The sequence below is a fragment of the Micromonospora sp. WMMC264 genome (assembly GCF_027497275.1).
GTDB classification, from domain to species: Bacteria; Actinomycetota; Actinomycetes; order Mycobacteriales; family Micromonosporaceae; genus Micromonospora; species Micromonospora chalcea.
In genome coordinates, this window is sequence record NZ_CP114907.1 from 412,098 (window position 1) to 438,331 (window position 26,234).

General features: G+C 73.5%; 22 protein-coding genes. 16 read left to right on the top strand and 6 right to left on the bottom strand.

All coding sequences use genetic code 11. The features are described from left to right. Positions 1-198 precede the first annotated feature (198 nt). Positions 199-3,345 (top strand): isoleucine--tRNA ligase, encoded by a 3,147-nt coding sequence (gene ileS / locus O7542_RS01940; RefSeq protein WP_281605600.1) that lies wholly within the window; start codon positions 199-201, stop codon positions 3,343-3,345. Positions 3,346-3,488: 143 nt separating this feature from the next. Then, complete coding sequence (locus O7542_RS01945; protein ID WP_069087994.1) at positions 3,489-4,181, top strand: lysophospholipid acyltransferase family protein; 693 nt, start codon at positions 3,489-3,491, stop codon at positions 4,179-4,181. 4 nt (positions 4,182-4,185) lie between these two features. Here O7542_RS01945 and O7542_RS01950 read toward each other — a convergent pair whose 3' ends face one another. Continuing rightward, positions 4,186-6,108 (bottom strand): hypothetical protein, encoded by a 1,923-nt coding sequence (locus O7542_RS01950; RefSeq protein WP_281605601.1) that lies wholly within the window; start codon positions 6,106-6,108, stop codon positions 4,186-4,188. A gap of 217 nt (positions 6,109-6,325) precedes the next feature. Between O7542_RS01950 and O7542_RS01955 the strand changes: the two genes are divergently transcribed. The 10 genes from O7542_RS01955 to O7542_RS02000 all read left to right on the top strand — a co-directional run bounded on the left by O7542_RS01955 (position 6,326) and on the right by O7542_RS02000 (position 19,462). Beyond that, positions 6,326-8,311 (top strand): TIGR03960 family B12-binding radical SAM protein, encoded by a 1,986-nt coding sequence (locus O7542_RS01955; protein WP_043328969.1) that lies wholly within the window; start codon positions 6,326-6,328, stop codon positions 8,309-8,311. A 167-nt stretch (positions 8,312-8,478) separates the two neighbouring features. Continuing rightward, positions 8,479-8,916 carry a hypothetical protein gene (locus O7542_RS01960; protein ID WP_030503083.1) on the top strand — a complete coding sequence of 146 codons (438 nt, stop codon included), beginning with the start codon at positions 8,479-8,481 and terminating at the stop codon, positions 8,914-8,916. A 13-nt stretch (positions 8,917-8,929) separates the two neighbouring features. After that, a complete protein-coding gene (locus O7542_RS01965) occupies positions 8,930-10,417 on the top strand; it encodes a hypothetical protein (protein WP_281605602.1) in 1,488 nt (495 codons plus the stop codon). Between the two features lie 10 nt (positions 10,418-10,427). Further along, positions 10,428-11,867 carry a type VII secretion-associated serine protease mycosin gene (gene mycP / locus O7542_RS01970; RefSeq protein WP_281605603.1) on the top strand — a complete coding sequence of 480 codons (1,440 nt, stop codon included), beginning with the start codon at positions 10,428-10,430 and terminating at the stop codon, positions 11,865-11,867. Between the two features lie 388 nt (positions 11,868-12,255). Next, positions 12,256-12,975: a TIGR03936 family radical SAM-associated protein gene (locus O7542_RS01975; RefSeq protein WP_083296969.1), complete on the top strand. Its 720-nt coding sequence runs from the start codon at positions 12,256-12,258 to the stop codon at positions 12,973-12,975. 130 nt (positions 12,976-13,105) lie between these two features. Continuing rightward, positions 13,106-16,537 carry a ribonuclease E/G gene (locus O7542_RS01980; RefSeq protein ID WP_281605604.1) on the top strand — a complete coding sequence of 1,144 codons (3,432 nt, stop codon included), beginning with the start codon at positions 13,106-13,108 and terminating at the stop codon, positions 16,535-16,537. A gap of 294 nt (positions 16,538-16,831) precedes the next feature. Further along, positions 16,832-17,146 (top strand): 50S ribosomal protein L21, encoded by a 315-nt coding sequence (gene rplU, locus O7542_RS01985; protein ID WP_018787289.1) that lies wholly within the window; start codon positions 16,832-16,834, stop codon positions 17,144-17,146. Positions 17,147-17,157: 11 nt separating this feature from the next. Continuing rightward, positions 17,158-17,412, top strand: a complete 255-nt coding sequence (rpmA, locus tag O7542_RS01990; protein WP_013288010.1) for a 50S ribosomal protein L27 — start codon at positions 17,158-17,160, stop codon at positions 17,410-17,412. 89 nt (positions 17,413-17,501) lie between these two features. After that, positions 17,502-18,953 (top strand): GTPase ObgE, encoded by a 1,452-nt coding sequence (gene obgE / locus O7542_RS01995; protein WP_043328970.1) that lies wholly within the window; start codon positions 17,502-17,504, stop codon positions 18,951-18,953. A gap of 59 nt (positions 18,954-19,012) precedes the next feature. Beyond that, positions 19,013-19,462, top strand: a complete 450-nt coding sequence (locus tag O7542_RS02000; RefSeq protein WP_064448720.1) for a GNAT family N-acetyltransferase — start codon at positions 19,013-19,015, stop codon at positions 19,460-19,462. 16 nt (positions 19,463-19,478) lie between these two features. Here O7542_RS02000 and O7542_RS02005 read toward each other — a convergent pair whose 3' ends face one another. Both O7542_RS02005 and O7542_RS02010 read right to left on the bottom strand, forming a co-directional pair. Beyond that, positions 19,479-20,138, bottom strand: a complete 660-nt coding sequence (locus O7542_RS02005; RefSeq protein WP_043328972.1) for a DUF6766 family protein — start codon at positions 20,136-20,138, stop codon at positions 19,479-19,481. 85 nt (positions 20,139-20,223) lie between these two features. Next, positions 20,224-20,688, bottom strand: coding sequence for a DUF4383 domain-containing protein (locus tag O7542_RS02010; RefSeq protein WP_197494991.1), 465 nt, complete (start codon positions 20,686-20,688; stop codon positions 20,224-20,226). A 209-nt stretch (positions 20,689-20,897) separates the two neighbouring features. Here O7542_RS02010 and O7542_RS02015 point away from each other — a divergent pair, with 209 nt between their 5' ends. From O7542_RS02015 to O7542_RS02025, 3 genes are read left to right on the top strand one after another with little or no spacing between them, the layout of a single operon-like run. Next, positions 20,898-21,683, top strand: coding sequence for a hypothetical protein (locus O7542_RS02015; RefSeq protein WP_064448719.1), 786 nt, complete (start codon positions 20,898-20,900; stop codon positions 21,681-21,683). Positions 21,684-21,714: 31 nt separating this feature from the next. Beyond that, complete coding sequence (locus tag O7542_RS02020) at positions 21,715-22,167, top strand: phage holin family protein (protein ID WP_210871270.1); 453 nt, start codon at positions 21,715-21,717, stop codon at positions 22,165-22,167. Next, positions 22,164-22,805 carry a DUF3618 domain-containing protein gene (locus tag O7542_RS02025; protein ID WP_043328975.1) on the top strand — a complete coding sequence of 214 codons (642 nt, stop codon included), beginning with the start codon at positions 22,164-22,166 and terminating at the stop codon, positions 22,803-22,805. The genes O7542_RS02020 and O7542_RS02025 overlap by 4 nt, the downstream gene beginning before the upstream one ends. A gap of 16 nt (positions 22,806-22,821) precedes the next feature. Here the strand turns inward: O7542_RS02025 and O7542_RS02030 are convergent, their stop codons facing one another. Further along, a complete protein-coding gene (locus O7542_RS02030) occupies positions 22,822-23,943 on the bottom strand; it encodes a glycosyltransferase family 2 protein (RefSeq protein WP_281605605.1) in 1,122 nt (373 codons plus the stop codon). A gap of 125 nt (positions 23,944-24,068) precedes the next feature. Then, the gene (locus tag O7542_RS02035; RefSeq protein ID WP_281605606.1) at positions 24,069-25,334 is read right to left on the bottom strand and encodes a cytochrome P450; all 1,266 of its coding nucleotides are present in this window, start codon (positions 25,332-25,334) and stop codon (positions 24,069-24,071) included. 239 nt (positions 25,335-25,573) lie between these two features. On the opposite strand from O7542_RS02035, the gene O7542_RS02040 reads away from it, so the two are divergent. After that, positions 25,574-25,960 carry a hypothetical protein gene (locus O7542_RS02040; RefSeq protein ID WP_210887427.1) on the top strand — a complete coding sequence of 129 codons (387 nt, stop codon included), beginning with the start codon at positions 25,574-25,576 and terminating at the stop codon, positions 25,958-25,960. Between the two features lie 7 nt (positions 25,961-25,967). On the opposite strand, the gene O7542_RS02045 is transcribed toward O7542_RS02040, so the two are convergent. Beyond that, positions 25,968-26,186, bottom strand: a complete 219-nt coding sequence (locus tag O7542_RS02045; protein ID WP_013287999.1) for a DUF397 domain-containing protein — start codon at positions 26,184-26,186, stop codon at positions 25,968-25,970. Positions 26,187-26,234 lie beyond the last annotated feature (48 nt).

The window sequence follows — 26,234 nt, forward strand, 5'->3', positions numbered from 1 at the left end:
CGGAGGAACAGCCGGGTGACCGGCCCAGTAGAACCGGACGGGACGGCCCGTCACAGCCGGCCAACGAGCGGGCGGTCGCACCTCGGCCGCCAAGCGGGGTGGTACCGCGGGCCACGCCCGGCACGCCGGTCACGGCGTACCGGATCCGGCTCGTCCTCGCAGAGCACAGACGAGTGAGCTGCTGAGGAGCGACAGGCGATGGCCTATCCGTTGCACGACCCGTCCGGCGCCGGTGTCCCGGCGAGCCCGGACCTGCCCGCGGTCGAGCGCCGGGTCCTGGAGCACTGGACGGCCGACAAGACCTTCGAGGCGTCCGTCGAGGCCCGCGACGCCGGCCGCGACGGCGAGAACGAGTACGTCTTCTACGACGGCCCCCCGTTCGCCAACGGCCTGCCGCACTACGGCCACCTGTTCACCGGCTACGTCAAGGACGTGGTGCCGCGCTACCAGACCATGCGCGGCCGGCGCGTCGAGCGCCGGTTCGGCTGGGACTGCCACGGCCTGCCCGCCGAGGTGGTGGCCGAGAAGCAGCTCGGCATCACCACCAAGGCGGAGATCCTCGACCTCGGCGTGGCCCGGTTCAACGACGCCTGCCGCACCTCCGTGCTGGAGTTCACGCACGACTGGGAGCGGTACGTCACCCGGCAGGCCCGCTGGGTCGACTTCGCCAACGACTACAAGACGCTCGACCTGGACTACATGGAAAGCGTCATGTGGGCCTTCAAGACCCTGCACGACAAGGGCCTGGTCTACGAGGGCTTCCGGGTGCTGGCGTACTGCTGGCGGTGCGAGACCCCGCTGTCGAACACCGAGACCCGGATGGACGACGTCTACCGGGACCGGCACGACCCGACGCTCACCGTCTGGTTCGGGCTGACCGCTGACGAGAACGCGCCGGAGCCGCTGCGCGGGCCGGTCAAGCTGGGCGTCTGGACCACCACGCCGTGGACGCTGCCGTCGAACCTGGCGCTCGCCGTCGGCCCCGACATCGAGTACGCGGTGCTGGAACGCGACGGTGAGCGCTACGTCGTCGGCGCCGCGCGCCTCGGCGCGTACGCCAAGGAGCTGGAGGGGTACGAGCAGGTCGGCACGGTGTACGGCCGGGACCTGGTCGGGCGTCGCTACACGCCGCTGTTCGACTTCCTGGTCGAGCCGGCCGGGGAGAACGCCTACCAGGTGCTCGCCGCGGACTTCGTCACCACCGAGGACGGCACCGGGATCGTCCACCTCGCCCCCGCGTTCGGTGAGGACGACCAGAACGTCTGCAACGCCGCCGGCATCCCCACCGTCGTGACCGTGGACGACCACACCCGGTTCACCGCGCTGGTGCCGCCGTACCAGGGCGAGCAGGTCTTCGACGTGAACAAGCCGGTGATCCGGGAACTCAAGGAGCGGGGCGTGGTGCTGCGGCAGGACACCTACACCCACTCCTACCCGCACTGCTGGCGCTGCGACACCCCGCTGGTCTACAAGGCGGTGTCGTCCTGGTTCGTCGCGGTGACGAAGTTCAAGGACCGGATGGTCGAGCTGAACCAGCAGATCAACTGGACGCCCGGGCACATCAAGGACGGCTCGTTCGGCAAGTGGCTGGCCAACGCCCGCGACTGGTCGATCAGCCGGAACCGGTTCTGGGGCTCGCCGATCCCGGTGTGGCGCTCCGACGACCCGAACTACCCGCGGGTGGACGTGTACGGGTCGCTGGCCGACATCGAGCGTGACTTCGGCGTACGCCTGACCGACCTGCACCGGCCGGCGGTGGACGACCTGGTCCGTCCCAACCCGGACGACCCGACGGGCAAGTCGATGATGCGCCGGGTGCCGGAGGTGCTGGACTGCTGGTTCGAGTCCGGCTCGATGCCGTTCGCCCAGGTGCACTACCCGTTCTCCAACCGCGAGTGGTTCGAGCACCACTACCCGGGTGACTTCATCGTCGAGTACATCGGGCAGACCCGCGGCTGGTTCTACACCATGCACGTGCTGGCCACCGCGCTGTTCGACAGGCCGGCGTTCCGCAACTGCATCAGCCACGGCATCCTGCTCGGCTCGGACGGCCGCAAGATGTCCAAGAGCCTGCGCAACTACCCGGACGTCTACCACGTGTTCGACTCCTACGGGTCGGACGCGATGCGGTGGATGCTGATGTCCTCGCCGGTGCTGCGCGGCGGCGACATGGCGGTCACCGAGTCGCTGATCCGGGACGCGGTGCGCCAGGTGCTGCTGCCGCTGTGGAACGTCTGGTACTTCTTCTCGCTCTACGCCAACGCCGACGGCTACACCGCGCGTCGCCGTACCGACTCCACGCACGTGCTCGACCGGTACGTGCTGGCGAAGACGAACGAGCTGGTGGCGACCGTCGGCGCGCAGATGGACGCGTACGACATCTCCGGCGCGTGCGCCACCGTGCGGTCCTACCTGGACGCGCTGACCAACTGGTACGTGCGCCGGTCCCGGGACCGGTTCTGGGCCGGCGACGCTGACGCGTTCGACACGCTCTCGACGGTGCTGGAGACGCTGTGCCGGGTGGTGGCGCCGCTGGCGCCGCTGACCGCCGAGGAGATCTGGCGCGGGCTGACCGGCGAGCGGTCGGTGCACCTGACCGACTGGCCGCGGGCGGACGAGTTCCCGGCCGACCACGAGCTGGTCTCCGCGATGGACAACGTGCGGTCGGTCGCCTCGGCGGCGCTGTCCCTGCGCAAGGCCAAGGGCCTGCGGGTACGGCTGCCGCTGGCGAAGCTGACAGTGGCCTCGCCCGTCGCCGCCCAGCTGCGGCCCTTCGCCGACCTGGTCGCCGACGAGGTCAACGTGAAGGAGGTAGTGCTCACCGACGAGGTGTCCGCGTACTGCCAGCAGGTCCTCACGGTGGTGCCGCGGGCGCTCGGCCCGCGCGTCGGCAAGGCCGTCCAGCAGGTGATCAAGGCGGTCAAGGCGGGGGAGTGGGAGCTGCGCGACGGCGCCCCGGTCGCCGCCGGGGTCACGCTCGCCGAAGGCGAGTACGAGCTGCGCCTGGTCGCCGCCGACGCCGAGCACTCCGCGCCGCTGCCAGGCGGTGAGGGCGTGGTCGTGCTGGACACCGAGGTCACGCCGGAGCTGGCCGCCGAAGGGCTGGCCCGGGACGTGGTCCGGGTCGTGCAACAGGCCCGCCGCGACGCCGACCTGGACGTCTCCGACCGGATCACGGTGGCCGTCTCCGCCTCCGAGGAGGTACGCGCGGCGGTCGCCGCGTACACCGAGTTCGTGGCCCGGGAGGTGCTGGCCGACAGCATCGACTTCGCCGAGGGGCTCGACGGCTTCGCCGGCGAGGCCGGCGACGGCGAGCGGGTCACAGTGACGGTCCGGAAGGTCTGAGCCGGACCGGGTGCCCTCCCCCGCCCCCGTGGTGGGGGAGGGCCCAGCCCCAGCGAGTGGACTGCGGGCCACCCGCTCGGTGACGGACGGCCGCGTCGGCTACCGTGACAGCGCCTGTTTCACGTACGACCGCCGGAGGACCCGTGCCCCTGCTCTACACCATCGGCAAGCTCACCGTGGCGCCCGCGCTCCGGTTGGCCTTCCGTCCGCACGTGGAGGGTTTGGAGCACATCCCGGCGACCGGCGGCGCGATCTTCGCCAGCAACCACCTCTCCGTCGCCGACGAGCTGCTGCTCGGCACCGTGGTGCCCCGCCACCTGGCGTTCTGGGCCAAGTCGGAGTACTTCAAGGGCACCGGCCTCAAGGGCGGCTTCTCCAAGTTCGTGCTCACCGGGCTGGGCGCGATCCCGGTCGAGCGGGCCGGCGGGCGGGCCGCGCTCACCGCGTTCGACGCGGCGATCCCGGTGCTCAAGGCCGGTGACCTGGTCGCCGTCTACCCGGAGGGCACCCGTTCGCCGGACGGGCGGCTCTACCGCGGGCGTACCGGCACGGTCCGGCTGGCCATCGCCGCCGGCGTGCCGATCATCCCGGTCGGCGTGACCGGCACCGACAAGGCCCAGCCGATCGGTACGCGGATCCCGCGACCGGGCCGCGCAAAGATCACCATCAAGTTCGGCAAGCCGCTGGACTTCACCGGCCGTCCCGACGACCGCACGTCGCTGCGCGCGATGACCGACGAGATGATGGCCGAGATCCAGAAGCTCAGCGGCCAGGAGTACGTCCCGCGCTACGCGCCGAAGCGCGCCGACCAGGCCGCCGGTGAGCAGACCGCCTGAGCGGTCAGGACTTCGGCACCACCACGCGCTGACGCAGATCGTTCAGTAGCCGCCCGCTGTCGTCCACGGACAACCGGGTGAACACGCCTGTGGTCAGACTGCCGTGGTCGGCCGAGGCGCAGACCACCACCGAGTCGCCGTCCGCCCGGCCGACCGCGCAACGCGCGTACCGGCCCCGGACGCCGGTCTCCACGTTCACCGACTCCTTCAGGCCGTACTCCCCGGCGAGGCGGTCGATCTCCGCCTTGGCGTCCGACTCCGGGCTGAACCGCAGGCCGGTGCTGCCGAACAACGTCACCCGCTTGCCGTCGCTCGTCGTGTAGATACCGGCGAACGTGTCCTCGGCGAGCAGGTTCGACTCGCGTACCCGGCTCTTCAGCTCCTCGGCGGCGGCCTGGCTGCGCTCGTCCTGGCGCAGCCGCATCGAGTCGATCTGGTCCGGGAGGCTGGCGCGGGCCGGGTACTGGCTGGAGATCGGCTGGAACCACCACAGCGGCAGGCCGCAGCAACACGCGACGCTGAGCAGCAGCACCCAGGGCCAGCGACGCCGTCGGCGGGTCCGCTTGGGCGGCTGCTGCCAGCCCGGCGGCGGCGCGACCGGCGGCCCGGCCTTGCCCCGGCGCTGCTTCGGCGGCCGCGCCGGCTTGGCCGGGGCGGGAGCCGCCGGTGGTGGCAGGGGACGGGCGGCCGGCGCGGCGGGGTACTGCGGCGCGTGCGGCGGCGACACCGGCCGGGCCGGGTGATGCGGCGGCGGTGAGACCGGCCGGGCGGCCGGTGCGGCGGGGTGTGCCGGGTGGTGCGGCGGCGTGGAGACCCGCGCGGCGGGCGGCTGCGGGTGGGGCGGCTGCGGCGGCGCCGGGTGGGCCGGGTGGGGGTTCGGCGTCGACCAGGGCGCGGTGTACGGCAGCGTCGGCGTCAGGGGCGGCAGCTCCGGCGCGTGCAGCTCCCAGCCGGCGGTGTCCACCCCCTCCCACGGGTCGACCGGCGTGGCGTGCTCGGGCGAGTCCAACGGCGGCACCGGCGTGGGCTCGGCGGACGCGCCCCAGCGGGGCCGGCTCGGCGGCGGTGGCGGGACGGCGGCGGAGCCGCTCCAGCGGGGCGCCTCGACGCGGGTGGCGTTCGGTGCGTTCCCAGTCAGGTTCGGGGCGTTGTCCACCCGGGTGGGGTCCGGCGTGGTGGCCGAGGGTGGCTGCGGCGCGGCGTCGATCCGGGTCGGGTCCGGCGTGGTGGTGGCCGCGGGCGGCTGCGGGGCCGCGTCGATCCGGGTCGGGTCCGGCTGGCGGCCCGTGCGGGGAGTGGGGGCGGGTGTGGTCCGGCCCGGCACCGGGGCCGACCCGCGGGCCCGTGGGACCGGCACCTGCGGGACGGTGTCGGTCCCCCCGGCGGCTGTCGCGGTGTTGTCGGCCGGTGTTCCGGCGGTCTCGGCGGGTGTTTCGGCGTCGGTTGCCGGGGCGTCAGCGCTGTCGGCGGGCGTCTCGGTGCCGGCGGCGAGGGCCTCAGCGCTGTCCGTGGCCGTCTCGGTCGCGGCGGACTGGACCTTGTCGGTGGGTGTCTCGGTTCCGGTGGGCTGGACCTTGGCGGTGGGCGTCTCGGTCTCGATGGGCTGGACCTTCTCGGTGGGCTTCTCGGTTCCGGTGGGCTCGACCCTGTCCGTGGGCGTCGCGGGCGCGGTGGCGTCGACCTCGTTCGTGGGCGTCTCGGCCTCGGTGGTCCCCGGCTGCGGGGCCGCGTCGTGCGAAGGCGCGGCGGTGTCCGGCGTGGTGGACGGCCGGCCCTCGGGTGCGGCGGCTCCCGGCGCGGCGGACGGCGACGCCGGAGCGGCGGCGCCGGTGGCGTCCTCGGTGTCGACGGCGGTGGCCGGCTCGATGACGGTCGGCTCCTCGGCCCCGTCGGCCGGCCGGCCCGCCCCCGGCTGCGGCTGCGGCATCGCGGCTATCTCCTCTCGCGCCCGTTGCGAGGTTAGTACCGCCCCGCCACCCAGGACTAATCCCGCCCGCTCACCGGCCCCACTCCGGTGATCAAGGAGTTCGTGTCCGGTGGGAGCGCGGGACAGCCCGCAAACTCCTTGATCAACGCGGCGGACACGGGCGCGGGTGTGGCGGCTGGGGACGGCGGGGCGGGGGCACCGCGTACGCTTGGGCATCATGAGTGCCCCGTCCACCACCCCGCGTCCCGCCGCCGCCAACTCGGTCTGGCCTCGGCTGGAGCCGTTGCTGCCGCAGGTGACCAAGCCCATCCAGTACGTGGGTGGAGAGCTGGGCGCGGTGGTCAAGGACTGGGACGCCGCCACCGTCCGGTGGGCGCTGATGTATCCGGACGCGTACGAGGTGGGCCTGCCCAACCAGGGCGTGCAGATCCTGTACGAGGTGCTCAACGAGCTGCCCGACGTGCTGGCCGAGCGGACGTACGCGGTCTGGCCGGACCTGGAGAAGCTGATGCGCGCCCACGGCGTGCCGCAGTTCACCGTCGACGCCCACCGCCCGGTGCGTGACTTCGACGTGTTCGGCGTCTCGTTCTCCACCGAGCTGGGCTACACCAACCTGCTCACCGCGATCGACCTGGCCGGCATCCCGCTGCTCGCGGCCGACCGCACCGACGCCGACCCGGTGATCGTGGCCGGCGGGCACGCCGCGTTCAACCCGGAGCCGATCGCCGACTTCGTCGACGCCGCGGTGCTCGGCGACGGCGAGGAGGCGGTGCTGGAGATCACCGCCATCGTGCGGGAGTGGAAGGCCGAGGGCTCCCCGGGCGGCCGGGACGAGCTGCTGCTGCGGCTGGCCCGGACCGAGAGCGTCTACGTGCCGCGCTTCTACGACGTCGACTACCTGCCCGACGGCCGCATCCAGCGGGTCGTGCCGAACCGCCCGGACGTGCCGTTCCGGGTGCACAAGCGCACGACGATGGACCTGGACGCCTGGCCGTACCCGAAGAAGCCCCTGGTCCCGCTCGCCGAGACGGTCCACGAGCGGTACGCGGTGGAGATCTTCCGGGGCTGCACCCGGGGCTGCCGGTTCTGCCAGGCCGGCATGATCACCCGTCCGGTGCGGGAGCGCTCGATCACCACCGTCGGCCAGATGGTCAAGGAAGGGCTGGAGTTCTCCGGCTTCCACGAGGTCGGCCTGCTGTCGCTGTCGTCGGCCGACCACTCGGAGATCGGCGACATGTGCTCCGGCCTGGCCGAGCAGTACGCCGGCACGAACGTCTCGCTGTCGCTGCCCTCGACCCGGGTGGACGCGTTCAACATCGACCTGGCCCAGGAACTGTCCCGCAACGGGCGGCGGACCGGTCTGACGTTCGCCCCGGAGGGCGGGTCGGAGCGGATCCGCAAGGTGATCAACAAGATGGTGTCGAAGGAAGACCTCATCCGCACCGTGGTCACCGCGTACTCCAACGGCTGGCGGCAGGTGAAGCTCTACTTCATGTGCGGCCTGCCCACCGAGACCGACGAGGACGTCCTGGAGATCGCCGACATGGCGCACGAGGTGATCCGGGCCGGCCGCGCCGCGACCGGGTCCAAGGACATCCGCTGCACGGTCTCCATCGGCGGTTTCGTGCCCAAGCCGCACACCCCGTTCCAGTGGGCCTCGATGGAGCGGCCGGAGGTCATCGACGGCCGGCTCAAGCTGCTCAAGCAGGCGATCAACAGCGACCGGTCGCTGGGCCGGGCGATCGGCTTCCGCTACCACGACGGCGAGCCGTCGCTGATCGAGGGCCTGCTGTCCCGGGGCGACCGCCGGGTCGGCGCGGTGATCCGCAAGGTCTGGGAGAACGGCGGCCGGTTCGACGGCTGGAGCGAGCACTTCTCGTACCAGCGCTGGGTGGACGCCGCCGCCGAGGTGCTGCCGGCGTACGGCGTGGACCTCGACTGGTACACCACCCGCGAGCGCGAGGAGCTGGAGGTCCTGCCCTGGGACCACCTCGACTCCGGCCTGGACAAGGACTGGCTCTGGCAGGACTGGCAGGACTCGCTGTCGGAGTACGAGCAGGACGACTGCCGCTGGACGCCCTGCTTCGACTGCGGCGTGTGCCCGTCCATGGACACCGAGATCCAGATCGGCCCGACCGGCCGCAAGCTGCTGCCGCTCACCCCGGTCAATGGACTGAAGCTGCCCGCCGCCGCCCAGGGCTGAGGCACGGACCGTACCGGAGCGCGGGAACCCGACCGGGTTCCCGCGCTCCGTCGTCCTTCCGGGCGACCGCGCGCGTGCGCGGGGTGGGGCTGCCCCGACTGGTGCATCCTCGATACGCTGCGTCCGTAATGGACCGGCCAGGGCCGGTAGCGGGGAGGACAGCAGGCATGGGCATCAATCCGCCGGATACCGGCGATCTGCACGTCAGCGTCGAGGACCTGGACGCCGCGGCGGAGTACGTCGAGCGCCTCAAGCAGTACGTCGACGACACCATCGGCTACGAGATGGAACGCATCAAGGAGCGGATGAAGGGCGACAGCGGCAACGCGCAGACGGTGCCCAACGGCACCCCGTTCGGCGCGTACGAGGACGCCCGGATGCAGTGGGCGGCGCTGACCAGGTCCACGGCCAGCATGGAGGCCCACCTCAAGGCCATCTCCATGAAGCTGGCCGGCCTGAAGCAGGGCACGCAGGACATCGCCAAGGCGTTCCGCGACGCCGAGGCCCGCAACGCCGCGAACGGCAAGGACATCGAGCGGCTGCTGGAGACCGCGGCCCCGCCGCCGGACGCCGGGCAGCAGCCCACCTACCCGTACACGGCCTGAGGGGGAGACGGTCATGGCAGGAGGCACCTGGGAGCGCTGCGTCCGTGAGGTGACGCTCTCGGCGGATCCGGAGACCGTGGGTTCGGTCGGCGCGGGCTGGCGCAACCTGTCCACCGCGCTCGGCCATCTGCGTGACTCGCTGGTCGGCCGCTCGTTCGTCGGCCCGATCGCGCCCGGCCAGGAGCGCCCGCACACCGGCGGTCTCCCCGGGCTGCTCGCCGGCTGGCAGGGCAGCGGCGGCGACGCGTACCGCGAGCACCTGGGCGAGATCGGCAAAGAGATCGAGGAGCTCATTACGCACGCCAGCAACGTCAGTGGCGCGCTGTCGCGGATCGAGGGCGACATCCGTACGGCGGTGGCGAGCATCCCGATCCCGCTGATGGACAACTTCGGCTGGAACGAGTGGAGCCTGCCCGGCGGCACCGAGCTGGACGACGCGCGCGACGGCGAGAGCCAGTCCGGCTTCCTCGCCGCCCTGCGCAGCGACTACCAGTCCAACCAGGCGCTCTACGCCGACGGCGCGTTCCGCGACAAGGCCGACGACCTCGAAGCCACCATGAAGATCGACGGCAACGCCAACGACCAGAAGCGCGGCGGCTGGTGGGACACCAAGTCCCACCTGGACAACTGGTACCGCGACAACCAGCAGGCGGCCAACAAGGCGATGTCGCCGCTGCCGGCCGCGGTCGAGGCCGAGCGTCCCAAGCTGGTCGTACCCCAGCCCGACGGGCGGCTCGACGACGGCTACCGCGCGGATCCCCGCGTACCCCCGTCGGGAGTGCCCGGCGGTGGGCTGCCCGGCGGCGGCGGTGGCGGCGGTGCCGGTGGTGGCGGCGGCGGGATGCCCTCGCTGGGCAGCACCGGCATCGGCGGCGGCGGTGGCGGTGTCGGCGGTGGCGGCTCGTTCACGCCCCCGCCGACCACCGGCGTGCCCGAGTTCGGTGGCAGCGGCCCCGGCGGCGGCTCGTACACCCCGCCCGGCACCGGCCTGCCCGGCGCCGGCGCCCCGGGTTCCGGCAGTCCCGAATACGGCACCGGCCTGGCCGGCGCGGGTGGGCCGGGCACGATCACCCCGGGCGGTCCGGGCAGCACCCTCGGCGGTGGCGGCGCCGGACTGAGCACCGGCGCCGGCTTCGGTGGCGGTGGCGGTGGTGCCGGGCTGGGTTCGGCGGGCGGCATCGGCGGCGGTGGCCTCGGCGCGGCCGGTGGCATGGGCGTGGGTGCGCTGCCCGGCATGGTCGGCGGCGGCAACGGCAAGGTGCCCCCGCTGACCAGCGCGGCCGGCGCGCTGCGGGCGGCGGCGGGCGCGGGGCCGGGAGGCGCGGGCGCGGCCGGCGCGCGTGGTGGCCTGGCCGGCGCGGGCATGATGGGCGGCGGGATGATGGGCGGCCACGGCGGCGCCGGGCATGGCGGCGGCGGTGGCGACCACTCGTCGTGGTTGACTGAGGACGACGATCCGTGGGGCGCCGGTGACGGTGCGTCCCCGGGCATCCTGCGATGAGGACGGACGGATGACGGTGCACGTCGGCGCGTTCCGGCCGGTGGTGGCCGCGCTGGCGGCCGGGCTGATGGTGCTGGGGGCCGCGCAGCCCGCCGTCGGCGCTCCCCGCCGGGCCGAGCAGTGGTACCTCGACGAGCTGCGGATCGACCGGGCACACCAGATCTCCACCGGGCGTGGTGTCGTGGTCGGAGTGGTCGACAGCGGCGCCGACGCCGGCCACCCGGATCTGCGCGGCCGGCTCCTGGCCGGGCGCAGCACGTTCGACTCCGGCGACGGCCGGCGCGACCCGGACGGCCACGGCACCCACATGGCCGGGATCATCGCGGCGAACGGGACCGGGGTGGTCGGCGTCGCGCCGGACGCCCGGATCCTGCCCATCCGCACGCCGTCCGGCGACAAGGGCGCCGACGCGGGCAACTCCGCGACCGGCATCCGGATGGCGGTGGACGGCGGCGCGAGGGTGCTCAACCTGTCCTACGGGCACGCCGGCGCCGTCGACGAGGGCGAAGAGGCGGCGATCCGGTACGCGCTGGAACGCGACGTGGTCGTGGTGGCCGCCGCCGGCAACGTCCGCAAGCTCGGCCCGGACATCGCCTCACCCGCGAAGATCCCCGGCGTGATCGCGGTGACCGGCACGACCCGGGGCGGCGGCTTCTGGCCCGGCTCGGCCCAGGGCCCGGAGGCGGTGGTCGCCGCTCCGGGGGACGAGGTCTACAACATCGGACCCGACCGGGGGTACGGCTGGGGCGACGGCACGTCCGACTCCACGGCCATCGTCGCCGGTGTGGCGGCGCTGATCAGGTCGAAGTTCCCCCGGCTCTCCGCACCCGACGTGATCAACCGGATCATCCGTACCGCCCGGGACGCCGGCCCGCCCGGCCGCGACCCGCAGTTCGGCTTCGGCCGGATCGACCCGGTGGCGGCGCTCACCGCCGACGTGCCGTCGGTGTCGGCGAACCCGCTGCTCGGCGCCGCTCCGGCCAGCGCGTCCGCGCCACCGGCCGCGGCCGAGGACGAAGACTTCGACGTGACCGACTACGGCGACCGGGGCGGCCCCACCGACCAGCAGGTCATGGTGGTCGGCATCGGCATCGCCGTGGCGCTGGTGGTGCTGTTGGCGCTCGTGGTGTTCCTGATCTGGAACCGCCGCCGGCACCGGCGCGAGCTGGCGCGCGCCGCCGACATCCCGGACGAGGCGCTCGACCGGATGCCCGACCAGGGCCCGCCGGTCCCGGCCGGCCACCCCGCCGGCTACGGCCCGCCGCCCGGCAACGGCCCACCCGGCGGCCCTTCGTCGCCCGGCGCCTACGCCCGCCCGGGCACCGCACCGCACCCTGGCGCCCCGTCCCAGCCGGACGGATACCCGCCCAAGGGCACCCACCCCCAGCCCGGCCCCGGCGCCTACCCACCCCCGGCCCAGCCCACCCCGCCCCACGACAACCGCTCCTGACCCCGCCCAACCTCTCCCGGCCCTCCGGCCCACCCCGTCGATCATGAGGTTGGCGGCGATGTCGATCTCCAATTCCGCCGCCAACTTCATGATCGCCGGCCCTTGTCGGCCCGACCCGGCAGGCCGGGTGGGGTGATCAAGGGGTTTGGGGTCTCGGGGGCGTGGGAGCTGGACGTGAACTCCTTGATCACGGCGGGAGCGGGCCGCCGGAGCAGAGGAGCGGGCGGGGGTTTGGGGCGGTTTGGGGTGGGTGGGGTGGCCCCGGGTGTGGGGCACCGTGGGTGCTGCGCCAGGATGGGACCGATACGCAGGCACAGCCGAGGAGCTCACGATCGCCAGAAAGCCTCAACCCGAGGGCGGCCAGGCCCCCGTCGTCCAGCGGGTCCGTATCCGGTACGCCAAGCGGGGACCGCTGCGTTTCACCTCGCACCGGGACTTCGCCCGGGCCTTCGAGCGCGCGCTGCGCCGGGCCGGCGTGCCGATCGCCTTCTCCCAGGGCTTCACCCCACACCCCAAGATCTCGTACGCCTCGGCGGCGCCCACAGGTGTGGCCAGCGAGGCGGAGTACCTGGAGATCGGGCTGCGTGAGCCGGTCGACCCGGCGCGGCTGCGCGAGGCTCTCGACGCCGCGCTCTCGCCCGGACTCGACGTGCTCGACGCGGTGGAGGCCACCGGCGGCAGCCTCGCCGACCGGATCGAGGCGTCGTACTGGCGGATCGAGCTGCCCGAGGTCGACCCGAAGGTGCTGGCGGGGGCCGTGGCGGCCTTCACCGCCGCCGAGGAGGTCCTGGTCGAGCGGATGACCAAGCAGGGGCGGCGTACGTTCGACGCCCGTGCGGCAGTGGTGTCCATCGATGTGGTGTCTCCGTCTGAGACGCCTTCCGAAGCGGCGGCCGTACCGTGTGCGATACTCGAACTGGTCGTGCGGCAGGTCACCCCGTCCGTTCGGCCCGATGACGTCCTGTCCGGCCTCCGCGCGGTGGCCGCCCTGGAGCCGCCGGTCACCCCGAAGGTGATCCGGCTGGCGCAGGGCACGCTGACCGCGCAGGGCGAGATCGTCGATCCGTTGGAAGCGGATCGCGACGGGGCAACCATCGGAGAGCGCTGACCGTCGGTCAACGCTCTGGCAGGCAGACTTCGGCGGTCGCGCGTTTGCGCGCCCGGCGGAAACACCTTTGCGGCAACCCTGCGTGGCAGCGCTCACCCGCGCCCGGGGCAGCCAGAACTGGAGAGCGTCCATGCTCGAGAACGAGCCCGAGGGCGGCGAACGGACCGGCGCAGAGCCGACCGGGACGCCCGCCGACAACGCCGCCACCGCCTCCGGCAGCGCCGCGAGCGCGGCCTCCGCCGGCGCCCAGGGTGCCGCCTCCGGCAGCGCCGACGACGGCACCGCCCAGGGCGTCGCCAGTGCGGAAGGCGCCACCGCTGAAGGCGTCGCCGCCCTGGAGGGCGTCGCCGAGACCAAGCCGCCGGCCCGTAAGCGGGCCAGCCGTCGCAAGGCCGCCCCGCTGAACCAGCCGGAGCAGACCGACGCGCCGGTCGAGGCGTCCACCGCGGCGACCGGCAGCGGCGAGTCGCCGCAGGCCGAGGTGCTCGCACCGATCGCCGGAGAGCTGGACACCGCGCCCAAGACCACCCGGCGGCGTCGTAAGGCGACCCCGGCGAAGGCGGTCGAGGAACCGGTGGCCGCGGCAGGTGTGGAGGCCGCCTCGGAGGAGGTCGTGCCGCCGGTCAAGGTGACCCGGACCCGTCGTCGCAAGGCCACGCCGCCGGCTGCCGAGACCGTCGCGCCGGACGAGACCGCCGCCGGCGGGCAGACGGCCACGGACGGGGTGATCGACGGGCCGGTCTCCGCGCCCGGGGGTGACCTGATCGCCGAGGGCCGCGCCGACATCGACGGTGCCGAGGCCACCGCGCCGGGCCAGGCCGGCGTCGCGGAGAGCACGGTTACCGCCGGGCGGTCCCGCACCCGCCGCCGCGCCGCCACCGCCGACAAGGCCGCCTCCGGGGACACGGCCACCGCCACCGGCGACAAGGCCGCCACCGGCGACCGGACCACCGCCACCGGGGATGCTGCCACCACCGGCGGGAGCGGGGCCACCGTCGGTGACAAGGCGATCGCCGGCATCGGCGAGGACGTCGAGGACGAGGACGCCGAGGCCGGGACCGTCGAGGACGCGAGCGCCGCGGGTGCGCGTACCCACGAGGTCGACCTGGCCCGCAGCGGCGGCCCCGCGGACGCGACGGGCGTCGTGTCGACGGGCGCCGCCGTGCCGCGCGTGGACGAGGAGCCGGCCGAGCCGACGCCGCCCACCACCCGGCGGCGTCGTGCCGCGCTCTCCGCGCCGACCGTCCTGTTCATGGCGCCGCAGCCCGACGAGGCGCCCGCCGTCCAGGTCACGTACCCGGCGGCGGAGGAGCCGATCGAGGAAGCGGTCGAGACCGGCCGGCGCCGCCGTCGCGCCCGCCGGGAGGTCGAGCCGGCCGAGGCCGAGGCCGAGCCGGAGGTCGTCGAGGAGGAGCCGGCCGCCGAGGCCGAGGAGTCCGCCGAGATCGACGAGGACGACGAGACGGCGGCCGGCCGGCGGCGTCGTCGCCGGGGTCGCCGGGGCCGGGGCCGGGGCAAGGGTGGCGCCGACGAGGCCGACGACGAGGACGTCGAGGAGCCCGCCGCGGCCGAGACCGCCGAGGACGAGACCGAGGAGTCCGCCGAGGACGAGGAGCCCGACGGCGAGGGGATGACCCGCCGCCGTCGCCGCCGTCGCCGCCGCGGCGCGGGGGAGGCGGACACCGCCGCCGAGGACGGCGTGCCCACCGTCGTCAAGATCCGTGAGCCGCGCAAGCCGGTCGACGAGGTGCAGGGCGTCTCCGGCTCGACCCGGCTGGAGGCCAAGCGGCAGCGCCGCCGGGACGGCCGCGAGCAGCGGCGTACCCGGCCGCCGATCCTGAGCGAGTCGGAGTTCCTGGCCCGCCGTGAGGCGGTCGACCGGGTGATGGTGGTCCGCCAGCGCGGCGACCGCACCCAGATCGCCGTGCTCGAGGACGGCGTGCTGGTCGAGCACTACGTGACCCGCAACTCGTCCGCCACCATGGCCGGCAACGTCTACCTGGGCAAGGTCCAGAACGTGCTGCCGAGCATGGAGGCCGCCTTCGTCGACATCGGGCGCGGGCGCAACGCGGTGCTGTACGCCGGCGAGGTCAACTGGGACGCCACCGGCCTGGAGGGCCGGGCGCGCTCGATCGAGCAGGCGCTGCGCTCCGGCGACTCGGTGCTCGTGCAGGTGACAAAGGACCCGATCGGGCACAAGGGCGCGCGGCTGACCAGTCACATCGCGCTCTCCGGCCGGCACCTGGTCTACGTGCCGAACGGCAACGCCTCCGGCATCAGCCGCAAGCTGCCCGACACCGAGCGCAAGCGGCTGCGGGACGCGCTGAAGAAGCTGGTGCCGGACGGCGCCGGGGTGATCGTCCGGACCGCGGCCGAGGGCGCCAGCGAGGACGAGCTGGCGCGTGACGTCAAGCGGCTGCAGGCGCAGTGGGAGGACATCCAGGCCAAGGCGACCGAGGGCGGTGCCCCGGTGCTGCTCTACGAGGAGCCGGACCTGGTCATCCGCGTGGTCCGGGACCTCTTCAACGAGGACTTCCGCGAGCTGGTCATCGAGGGCGAGTCCGCGTACGACCTGGTCGAGTCGTACCTGTCGCACGTCTCGCCGGACCTGGTGGCGCGGCTGCGCCGGCACGCCGGGGTGGCGGACGTGTTCGCCGAGTACCGGATCGACGAGCAGATCCTCAAGGGGCTGGACCGGAAGGTCTTCCTCCCCTCCGGCGGCTCGCTGGTGATCGACCGCACCGAGGCGATGACCGTCATCGACGTCAACACCGGCAAGTACACCGGCTCCGGCGGCAACCTGGAGGAGACGGTCACCCGCAACAACCTGGAGGCGGCCGAGGAGATCGTGCGTCAGCTGCGGCTGCGCGACCTCGGCGGCATCGTGGTGATCGACTTCATCGACATGGTGCTGGAGTCGAACCGGGAGCTGGTGCTGCGCCGGCTCACCGAGTGCCTGGGCCGGGACCGCACCAAGCACCAGGTCACCGAGATCACCTCGCTCGGCCTGGTGCAGATGACCCGTAAGCGCATCGGCGCGGGCCTGCTGGAGGCGTTCAGCGAGACCTGCGAGTGCTGCAAGGGCCGGGGCGTGATCATTCACACCGAGCCGGTGCCGGAGAAGCCGCGCGGCGGCGCGGGCGAGAAGGTCAAGGCGGTCGCCTCGGCGGTCGCCGCGCCGGCCGAGGAGAAGAGCGGCCGACGCCGGGGCCGCAAGGCCGCCGCGGAGAAGCCGGCCGTGGAGGCCGTACCGGAGCAACCGGCCGCGCAGCCGCAGGCCGCCACCGAGCCGCCCGCTGCGGTCGCGCCGCCGGAGCGGACCGTCGCCGAGGTGGTCGAGACCGACGACGACTACTACGACACCCAGGGCTACGACCTGTCCCGGTTCGAGACGGACACGCCCGCCGCCCCGGCGGTCGCGGACAGCCAGGAGGGCGACTCGGCCCGGCTGGCCGCCGCCGACGACCCGGACGCGATCGGTGACGGCGACAGCGACGACGACAGCGGCGCCCCGCGCCGGCGGACCCGCCGTGGCGGCGCCCGGCGGCGTACCCGGCCGTAGGGCACTGACCTGCGCGAACAGGGCCCCCGATCCACGCCTGGCGTGTGGCGCGGGGGCCCTGTCGTGCCGGTGGGCCGCGCGGAAGAGCCGCCTACCGGCAGCCCGGTTTGGGGAGCGGGCCGGGTATGGCGTAGGCTTGCCTGCGGCGCACTTTGGTGTGCCGAGTTCCCGCGTGCCCGCGCCGCCGGTGTCACGGCTCCCGGCGAGACGCCGTGGGAACGACCGCCGACGGTGTGACAACCGGCAGCGGTGGAACAGACGCCAGCAGCCTCAACGACAGGGAGTCCGCCTCCGATGTACGCGATCGTCAAGACCGGCGGCAAGCAGTACAAGGTCGCCGAGGGCGACGTGATCGAGGTCGAGAAGCTCGCCGGTGCCCCCGGCGACGCGGTGAAGCTCACCGCGGTGCTCCTCGTCGACGGTGACGACCTGGTGACCGACGCGGCGAAGCTCGCCAAGGTCGCGGTGTCCGGCGAGATCGCCGCGCACACCAAGGGCCCGAAGATCCGGATCCACAAGTTCAAGAACAAGACCGGCTACCACAAGCGCCAGGGTCACCGCCAGCCGCTGACCCAGGTCAAGGTGACCGGCATCTCCAGCGGGAAGTAGGTCGTCCTCCAATGGCTCACAAAAAGGGTGCGTCCAGCTCGCGTAACGGCCGTGACTCCGCGGCCCAGCGGCTCGGCGTGAAGCGCTTCGGTGGTCAGGTCGTCAGCGCGGGTGAGATCCTCATCCGTCAGCGTGGCACCAAGTTCCACCCCGGTGACCTGGTCGGCCGTGGCGGCGACGACACGCTGTTCGCGCTGGCCGCCGGCTCGGTTCAGTTCGGCACCAAGCGCGGTCGCAAGACCGTCAGCATCGTGCCGCAGCAGTAGTTTTCTGGCCAAGCGGGCCGCGGACCTCTGGTCCCGGCCCGCTTCGCCTTTTCACGCGCGGGGCGGACCCCGCTGGAAGGATTGGCGTCGTGACGACGTTCGTTGACCGGGTCGTCCTGCACATGCAGGCCGGCGACGGCGGGCACGGCTGTGTCTCGATCCACCGGGAGAAGTTCAAGCCGTTCGGCGGGCCGGACGGCGGCAACGGCGGCCACGGCGGCAGCGTGTCCCTGGTGGTCGACGCGCAGGTCACCACGCTGCTCGACTTCCACTTCCGGCCCCACCTGAAGGCCGAGAACGGCAAGGGCGGGGCCGGCTCGAACCGGGACGGCGCGAACGGCCGCGACCTGGTCATCAAGGTGCCCAACGGCACCGTGGTGCAGAGCCTCGACGGCGAGGTCCTGGCCGACATGGTCGGCGTGGGCACCACGTTCGAGGCGGCCCGGGGCGGCCGGGGCGGACGCGGCAACGCCTCGCTGGCGAACGCCCGCCGCAAGGCGCCCGGCTTCGCCGAGCTGGGTGAGCCCGGCGACCGGCTGGACGTGGTGCTGGAGCTCAAGAGCGTCGCCGACGTGGGCCTGGTCGGCTTCCCGTCGGCCGGCAAGTCGTCGCTGATCTCGGTGATCTCCGCGGCCAAGCCTAAGATCGCCGACTACCCGTTCACCACGCTGGTGCCGAACCTGGGCGTGGTCCGGGTGGACAACCACACCTTCACCGTCGCCGACGTGCCGGGCCTGATCCCGGGCGCGGCCAGCGGCAAGGGCCTGGGCCTGGAGTTCCTCCGCCACGTCGAGCGCTGCGCCGTGCTGGTGCACGTGGTCGACACCGCGACGCTTGAGCCCGGCCGCGACCCGCTCGCCGACATCGACGCCATCGAGTCGGAGCTGTCCCAGTACGGCGGGCTCGCCGACCGGCCCCGGCTGGTCGCGCTCAACAAGGTCGACGTGCCCGACGGCAAGGACCTCGCCGACATCGTCCGCCCCGACCTGGAGGCCCGTGGCCTGCGCGTCTTCGACGTCTCCACCGCCACCCGCGAGGGCCTGCGCGAGCTGACGTACGCGATGGCGGAGCTGGTCGAGCAGGGCCGTCGGGCCGCCCCGCCGGCCGAGCCGACCCGGATCGTGATCCGCCCGAAGGCGGTCGACGACGCCGGCTTCACCATCGAGGCCGAGCCGGACGGCTCGTACACGGTGCGCGGCAGCCGGCCGGAGCGCTGGGTGAAGCAGACCAACTTCGACAACGACGAGGCGGTGGGTTACCTGGCCGACCGGCTGGCCCGCCTCGGCGTCGAGGAGAAGCTCGCCAAGGCCGGCGCGCAGGCCGGTGACCTGGTGCGCATCGGCGAACGGGAGTTCGACTGGCAACCAACGCTCTACGCCGGTGTCGACTTCGTACCCGGTAACCGGGGCACCGACGTGCGGCTGGAGGAGAAGTCGAACCGTCCGTCGGCGTCCGACCGGCTGGCGGCCCGCAAGGCCCGCCGGGTCCGCCCGGAGGACGAGATCGAGGCCGCGGCCGCGGCGGAAGCGGACGTCGAGTAGCCGTCTGCGGGACGGTGGCGGGAAACCTGCGCGAAATCCGGCGGATCTAGCGTACGGGCATGTTGATCGAGTCCCGTCCCGCCACCGACCCGGAGATCGCCGCGCTCGTCGTCGCCCAGCAGCGTGAGCTGCGCGACGCGGACGGCGGGCTGGACGGGCAGGTGACGGTCGTGCACACCGACATCCACTACCTGGCCGCCGTGGTGGGCGGCCGGGCGGTCGGCTGCGGTGGGCTCCAGGCGCTCGACGCCGACACCGGTGAGCTGAAGCGGATGTACGTGCGACCGGCGTTCCGGGGGCGGGGCATCGCCCGGCAGTTGCTCGTCGCGCTGGAGGAGCTGGCGTTCCGGGCGGGGCACCGCACGGTGTGCCTGGAGACGGGCACCTACCTGCCGGCCGCGATCTCGCTCTACCGGTCCAGCGGCTACGAGCCGATCCCGGTGTACGGCGAGTACGTGGACAACCCGTACAGCGTCTGCTTCGCCAAGCGGCTGCCGGTGGCGGCCTGATCGGCCGGCCTGACGCTCAGGCGCTGGTCTGGGCGTGCGGCGCGGTGACCGGCTTCGACTCCGGGCTGGCGTGCTGGCGCAGCACGATGCTGAGCAGGATCAGCACGCCGACGGCGAGGAACTCGCTCTGCCAGTTCTGCATCGACTGGAACCAGAAGTCGCTGGTGCCGAGGAACTGCCAGGCGCTGATCGGGGCGGCACCGCTCTCCAGCGCCTGCTCCTGGTTGTAGGCGGCCACGCCGCCGAACAGATGCCCCAGGAACGAGCCGCCGAAGATCATCAGAAGCGCGATGGCGAGGCTGTTCCGGTAGACCACGAGCGGCAGCCCGCCGACCCGTACCGGCCAGGGCGAGTCGGGGCGGGCGTGGTCCCGGTTGTCCTCCGGCCGGTCCGTCTGGTCCTCCGGCTTCGACTCGGCCGAGCCCTTCTGCACCAGGTACGCGGTGAGCAGCACGTAGCCGCCCATCTGGAGGAACTCCGACTCCCAGTTCTCGAACACCGCCTCGGCGAAGTGCCCGGTGCCGAGATAGGCCCACCAGCTCAGCGGCTCGATGCCGTACCGGCTCAGCTCCTCGTTGTGCACCTGCCAGCCGAAGACGCTCTGCAGCAGCAGGAAGACCAGGAACGCGCCGAGCATGGCGACCGAGAGCATGTTGTCGCGCAACCACCGTGGCATCGCCGGACCTCCTCGACCCGCTCGCGCCTGCCCTCCTGCCCGGCATCGGGTCGGGACAAACCCCGCACCGGCGTGTCGCGCCTGGTCAGGGACGGTCGAACGGGGCCTCCACCCGGGTGCCGGTGCCGAGGTTGTTGTTGAGCAGCAGGCCGGCCGCGAGCATGCCGAAACCGAGGAACAGGTGCAGCCAGTTGTCGGCGTCGTTCACCGGCACGAAGTTCGCCGAGGCATCCCGGTCGATGGCGAAGCCGTACAGCCACAGCACCAGGTAGAGCGCGCCGCCGCCGGCCAGGAACACCCGCGCCCCGGCCAGCCGCCGCGCCATGACCAGACCGACCAGGCCGAACAGCAGGTGCACCAGGTTGTGCAGCACCGACACCTGGAACACCCCGAGCAGCTTCGCCTCGGAGTGGTGCCCGGCGAACGTCATCTCGCCGTAGTGCGTGGTGATGCCGGGTACGAAACCGAGTACGCCGATCAGCGCGAAGACGGCTGCCGCCGCGAGGGCGACCTTCTGCACCGTAGGCCGGGCGGGCGCGTGTTCGCGCACGTCACGTGCCATCCCTGTCACCCCCGTGGACTCGCCGCCGCCCGGGCGGGCAGGCATTCCATTCTCTGACCGGAGCGGGTCGCTCCCGCAGAGAAATCACGAATCAGGCATGGACCGGTCGACCGGGGGTAGGGCGATTGTCATGCGGAAACAAATCCGCGTACCCCCCGAGAACACCCGCTGGGAAACACACGAGCGGAAGGGACATCATGACTCAGGATCTTTCCCCGACTTCTGCCACGTACCAGTCGACGAACGGCGGCGGCGTGCGTGACCAGGCCCGCCAGGTGGGCTCCGACGCCGCGAGCGCCGGTGGCGCCGTGGCGCAGACCGCCAAGGAGCAGGGTCGGGAGGTGGTGGGCGAGGCCAAGCGACAGGCCCGCGACCTCTACGGCGAGACCCGCAGCCAGGTCACCGCCCAGGCCGGTCAGCAGCAGCAGCGCGCCGCCAGCGGCCTGCGGTCGCTCGCCGACGAGATGCGCACCATGGCGCAGCAGGGTGGCGGCTCCGGCCCGGTCACCGAGCTGGCACACCAGGCGGCCGAGCGGGTGCACGGCGTGGCCGGCTGGCTGGAGCAGCGCGAGCCGGGCGACCTGCTCAACGAGGTGAAGAACTACGCCCGCCGCAACCCCGGCACGTTCCTCGTCGGCGCCGCGCTGCTCGGCGTGGTCGCCGGGCGGCTCACCCGCAACATCACCGCGCTCGGCGACGACAACAGCGGCGCGCGGCCGGCGTACGACCCGGACCGCACGGCCGTCATCCCGACCGCGCGTGAGGTGCCGGACCAGGTGCCGCCGGGCGGCTACCTCGACCCGACGCCGGGCAGCTACGCCGAGCCGGACCCGGGCTACTCCGCGCCGGGCGCGACCTACCCGACCGGCGGCGCCCCGAACACCTGGGCCGACCCGGCGGGTGGCACCGGTCAGCCGCTGCCGCCGCCGGAGCGCACCGACCCGCTGCCGGGCGTCCCGTCCACCGGCGCTCCCCGCCCGTGACCGGCCGCACCGGCAGAAGGGAGGCGACGGCATGACCGTACCCACGCAGGACCCCGGCTATCAGGCGGCGGGCGCCCCGCCCCACGCCGACGAGGTGCGCGGCAGCTCGCTCGGCGACCTGATGCGCCAGGTCACCACTGACCTGTCCACGCTGATGCGGCAGGAGGTCGAACTGGCGAAGGCGGAGATCCGCCAGGAGGGCAAGAAGGCGGGCAAGGCCGCCGGCCTGTTCGGCGGCGCCGGCTTCGGCGGCTACATGGTGGCGCTCTTCGTCTCGATCGCGATCTGGCAGTTCCTCGACAACGTCATGGACTCCGGGCTGGCCGCGCTGATCGTGGCCGTCGTCTGGGCCGCTGTCGCGGCGGTCCTGTACTCGATGGGCAAGAAGAACGCCGAGCGGATCCGCGGCCTGAAGCAGACGAACGACAGCGTGCAGCGCATCCCCGACGCGCTCAAGCCGCACCCGGAGGGAGTCACCCGATGAGCACCGATCCCGAGCAGATCCGCCGCGAGATCGAAGCCACCCGCAACAACCTCAGCTCGGACGTGGACGCCCTGGCGTACAAGGTCAGCCCGGGCCGCATCGTCGACGACCGCAAGCAGCGCGTGCGTAGCGCGCTGACGAACGTGAAGGACAAGGTGATGGGAACCGCATCGGACCTCGGCCACGGCACCGGCCACGCCGCCCACTCGGTGGGCGACCACGCCTCCTCGATGGCGTCCACGGTGGGCGACAAGGCGCACTCGGCCGCCGCCACGGTGAGCGACGCCGCCCACCGGGCGCCGCAGGTGGTGCGGCGCAAGTCCGAGGGCAACCCGATCGCCGCCGGCGTGATCGCCTTCGGCGTCGGCATGCTGGTCTCCTCGCTGATCCCCGCCACCCGCCGCGAGCAGCAGGTCGCCGCGCAGGTCAAGGAGAAGGCCGCCGAGCACGGCGGCGTGGTCAAGGAGAAGCTGGGCGAGGTCGCCGGTGAGCTGAAGGAGGAGCTGCGCGAGCCCGCGCAGCACGCCGCCGAGTCGGTGAAGGCCACCGCGCAGGACGCCGCGTACGCGGTCAAGGACGACGGCCGCGCCGCCGCGCAGGACGTGCGGCACAGCGCCGAGCAGGCGCGGTCCTCCTGAAGGCCCGCGCTCTCGGTTAGGAAGGGCCCCTTCTTATCGCCTCGCGATAAGAAGGGGCCCTTCCTTTCACCTCAGCGGGCATCGACCCGGTTTGCACCCAGAGCACCAGTTCGTCCGGGCGGTGCCGGGTCGTCCGCCGCCGCAGCGCACGTGTGGAGTTGGCCGCTGTCCGCAGCCGGGCGCCCGCGTAGGGCACCCCGCCGCGCAGCCGCCGGCCCACCGCCAGCCACGCGCACAGCCCGCGTTCCAGCGCCCAGAGCGGCGCGGCCAGGCTGGTGTGCGCCGGGAACACCGCCGCGCCGCCGGCCCGTCGCCGGCCCAGCTCCGCCACCGCGACAACCGCCAGCCCGGCCCGCAGCAGCAGCCCGGGCCGGCGGGTGGCGAGCGCGGCCGCCGTCGCGGGCAGCACCGCCAGCGCGGCGAGCAGCCACGCCGGCCGGGCCGTCTCGTCGTACGCCTGGCGGACGCGCTGCCCGAGGAAGTGCGCCGCGGAGGGCGGGAGCCGCCGCACGTACAGCCACGCCGGGGTGGCGGTGCTGCCGCCGTACGCGCGCACGGTCCGGACCAGCTCCAGGTTCTCGAAGAGCACGTCCGGGTCGTAGCCGCCCATCGCCAGGAACGTGCCCCGCCGCACCCCGAGGGTGCCGGGCCAGTCCCCGCCGAACGCGCGGGCGAGCAGCGTCCGGCCGGTGTCCCACCAGGCGTGCCACGGCAGCGGGTCGAAGTGGTTCTGCGGGCGGACCAGGTCGACCCCGTCCAGCAGCTGGTGCACGGCGGCCAGGGCCGGCAGGTCGTACCGGATGTCGTCGTCGGCGATCACCACGTGCTCGTGCCGGGCCAGCGCGACGCCGGTGAGCACGCCGAGCACCTTGCCGTTGCGTCCGCGCAGCGCCGGGTCCGGCGGCACGTGCCGCACCAGCCCGCCCCACGCGGCGGCGTGCCGGGCGAACAGCTCCGGCGCCGATCCGTCGACCACCACCACGTCGACCCAGCGGCTCAGCTCCCGCAGGTACGCGGTCAGCTCGTCCAGGCCGCCGTCGTCGTGGGCGCGCAGCGGCAGGACGTACGCCATCGGCAGCCGGACCGGCGCGGACGCGGCGCCCTCGTCGCGCGGCGGCGCGGCGGTCGGTCGGGTCATGTCGTCTCCCCTCGTGCCGGGTGACGCGACTTGCCCGGAACGCGGCTGCTGAAACCGTTTCGGGCACGCTGCGCATCGTCGGTGTACCCGTGCCGCCCGACCGTCCGGGGAGGGAGCGTGCCCGTTCAGCGCAGCGGGCGTACCGCGTCGACCGGGCGTACGCCGTCGAGCACCAGCCCGCTGGGCGGCAACGCCGGCATGGCGCCCAGGTCGAGCGCCAGGTCCTGCGGCGGTACGCGGTAGTCCATCGCGCCGGTCAGGTTAGTCACGGCCCGCTTCATCAGCTCGATGGTGATCCACTCGCCGGCGCAGCGGTGGCCGGTGAAGTGGTCGCCGCCGCCCTGCGGGACCAGGCCGAACGGGTCGTCGCGCCAGCCGGTGAAGCGCTCGGGGCGGAACTGCTCCGGCTCCGGCCAGATGTCCGGGTGGTGATTGGTGCCGTACAGGTCGAGCAGCACCCGCCGGCCCTGCGGGAACGTGTACCCCCGCCACTGGAACGAGCGGCGCACCCGGGCCGCGGTGACCGGGAAGAACGGGTAGTAGCGGCGTACCTCCTGCACGAACCGCTCGGTCGCGGCGTCGTCGCCGGGCAGCCGGTCCCGCCAGTGCGGGTGGTCGTGCAGGGCCAGCGCGGCGAAGACCACGTACCGGTCCACCGCGACTGTGGGGCGCAGCACGTTGAGCAGTTCCACGGCGGCGATCCGGCGGGGCAGCGGCAGTCCCCGCTCGTCCCGGTGCCCGGCCACGACCGCCAGCGCGCTGCCCTCCGGGGCGGGCACCGCGCCCGCGCGTACCCGTTCGATCAGGTCGCCGGCCCATCGTTGCGCGCGGTAGCGGCCGAGCCGGCCGAGCCAGTGCCGGGGGCCCAGCGCGGCCGGCGCCTCGATCATCGCGTGCATCTCGGCGGTGCGGCGCGGCACGTCGGCCTCGGCCAGCGGCACCCCGGCCCAGGCCCAGACCGTACGGGTCAGGATCTCGCCCACCTCGTCGTAGAGCACCACCGGGCCGTTGCGGGCCCAGACCGGGATCCGGGCCTGCCACTGTTCGTCGAAGATCTCCCCGAGGCGGCGGATCGCGGCCGACGTCATGATCGACATGAACATCGCCTTGCGGACCCGGTGCGCCTGCCCGTCCAGGCCCTGCACGCCGCCGACACCGGTGAGCGTGCGCTGCCCGCGCATCGGCATGGCGCCCCGCCGCACGAACCGCTCCTCGTCGTAGAACAGCTCGGCGGCCTCCCGGCCGCGCAGGCAGATCGTCGGCTCCAGCAGCAGCCGGGTCTGGAACACGTCCGTGCCGAGGCGGTCGCAGCGGGAGCCGACGAAGCGGTAGCCCTCCCGGATGAAGGCGAGCGTGCTGTCCGGGCTCCGGTCGCTCGGCATGGTGCTCATGTCGGCTGCTCCTGACGCGGTTCGGCGGCGCTGCCTACCTACCCCGGGCGACGCCGCCGAACCCTTCATCTCAGCAGCTCGGGCCGCACGCGGGAGGGGCCAGCCGGTCGGGCGGACGCTGGCCCCTCCCCGGCGGCGGAAAAGCTGGTTCCCTCAAGGCACGCGGACCGGCGGCTACCGGTCCGGCGCCCGCCGGCGTGGTGTCCGGCGAGGGTCACCGGCGACGGGGGAGGGCACTGATGCGTGACGACAGCGCGGCACGGCGGCACCGCGAGGCGTGGGCCGGGCTGCGCGGGGACGGCCGCGACGGTCCGCTGATCGGCGGGCCCCGGCGCGCCGGGGCCCGCCCACCGCGGTACTTCACCGTGCACCTGGGCTTCGCCGCCACCGATCCCGCCGTCGCGCGGGAGCAGGCGGTGGCGTACGCCGAAGCGCTCGGCCTGCTCCGCCCGGAGCTGGCGCTCGGCGCGGCGGCCCTGTCCCCGGCGGACGCCTGGCACCGGGCCGAGCGGCTGTTCTGCGACGCGGTCGGGCCCGACGGCGAGCGCTGCGCCGACGTGGCCGCTCACCCCGGCTTCCACCACGCGCCCGGTCCGGGCGGCCTCGGCTGGGGCGACGGTGACTGAGGTGCGCTCAGTCCAGGTCGAACTCGCCGTCCTGGGCGCCGGCGACGAACGCGTCCCACTCGGCCTGGGTGAAGACCAGCACGGGCCCGTCCGGCTCGGCGGAGTTGCGCATACCGATCAGGTCGTCGACGAATGCCACCTCGACCGCTCCCTCGGAGGTGTCGCCCTCTGCCCGCTGCCAAACCGCCCGGGAGAGGTCGAAATCGCCCTTGGGGTGCTGACCCATCGCTGCTCCTCCATCGCCATGCGTAACGAGGCGGCCCGAGCGGACCAC